The following is a 1,357-nucleotide window of genomic DNA, read 5'->3' on the forward strand; positions in this document are numbered from 1 at the left end:
CGGTGATCCGCATGGTCGGCGGCCACCACTACGTCGCGGCCTCCAAGGCGGCGCTCGGCATGATGGGCCGGGGCGTCGGGGCGCCGAGGCCGCCCCGCCTGCCCTCGCCGCCCGCCTACCAGGCGCAGATCCGGAAGGTCCTCGAGGATCTCGATCTGCTCCCCTGCCCCGCCGCATGACGGAAGCCCGCTTCACCTTCGACGGCGGCGAGGTGCCGTACCGCGCGGGCGACACCATCGCCGCCGCGCTGGTCCGGGCCGGGCGGATCGCCCAGCGCGTCACCCGTGCGGGCGAGGACCGCGGCGTCTTCTGCGGCATCGGCCTCTGCCACGACTGCCTCGTCACCGTGGACGGGCGCGCGGGGCAGCGGGCCTGCATGGTGCAGGCGCAGACCGGCGCGGTCGTCCTCCGCCACGCCGACCGGCACGCGGCAGCGGCGCATCCCGCGCCCGCCCGTCTCGCCCCCGCGCCGGAGGGCGGCAGCCTGCCCGCCGCCGAAGCGGACCTCGCCATCGTCGGCGCGGGGCCCGCGGGCGTCTCGGCGGCGCTCGCGGCGCAGGGCCAGGGCCTCGCCGTCGTCCTGATCGACGAGCGCGGCAAGGCGGGCGGGCAATATTTCAAGCCGCCCGCCGGAGCACGGGACGGGACCGCCACGGATGCGCAGCACCGGGCGGGCGACGCGCTCCGCGCGCGGCTCGCCGCCTCCGACGCGCGGCACCTGACGGGCACCAGGGTCTGGCACGCGCGCGCCGAAGGCGGCCGCTTCGAGCTCGGCCTCTTCGACGGCACGCGGGCGAGCCTCCTGCACGCCCGCGCGCTGATCCTGGCGACCGGCGCCTACGAGCGCCCGCCGATGGTTCCCGGCTGGACGCTGCCCGGCGTCATGACCATCGGCGCGGCGCAGACGCTGGTGCGCAGCCACCGGACCGCGCCGGGACGCCGCGTCGTGATCGCGGGCCACGGGCCGCTCGGCCTGCAACTTGCGGCCGAGCTCTGCCGGATCGGCACGCCCCCCGTCGCCGTTCTCGAGCGCGCGACGCCGACGCGGGCCGCCGTGCTGCCCCATGTGCTCGCCGCCGCGCGGGCCGATGCCGGGCTGGTGGCGCGCGGCCTCGGCTACCGCGCCCGCCTCGCCCGGGCCGGGGTTCCCGTCCTCGAGGGTTGGGAGGTGCTGCGCCTGCACGCCGATGCCGAGGGACGGGCCGCCCGCCTGACCGCTTCCTGCATCGCGACCGGGCGGGAACGGGACTTCGCGGCGGACGTCTTCTGCGTCGGCGAGGGCTTCCTGCCCCAGGCGGAACTGGCCCGCGCGCTCGGCTGCGCCACCACGCGCGACCCGGAGACCGGGTTCCTCCGG

Annotated in this window: 1 protein-coding gene; it reads left to right on the forward strand. The window is 78.1% G+C overall.

Annotated features, from left to right (window positions below):
* Positions 1 to 175 precede the first annotated feature (175 nt).
* Positions 176 to 1,357: FAD-dependent oxidoreductase (locus ACTS11_RS11900; protein ID WP_442640530.1), on the forward strand; the 1,182-nt coding region annotated here is incomplete at its 3' end.

The organism is Roseicyclus sp. (assembly GCF_052168335.1).
Taxonomy (GTDB): domain Bacteria; phylum Pseudomonadota; class Alphaproteobacteria; order Rhodobacterales; family Rhodobacteraceae; genus Roseibacterium.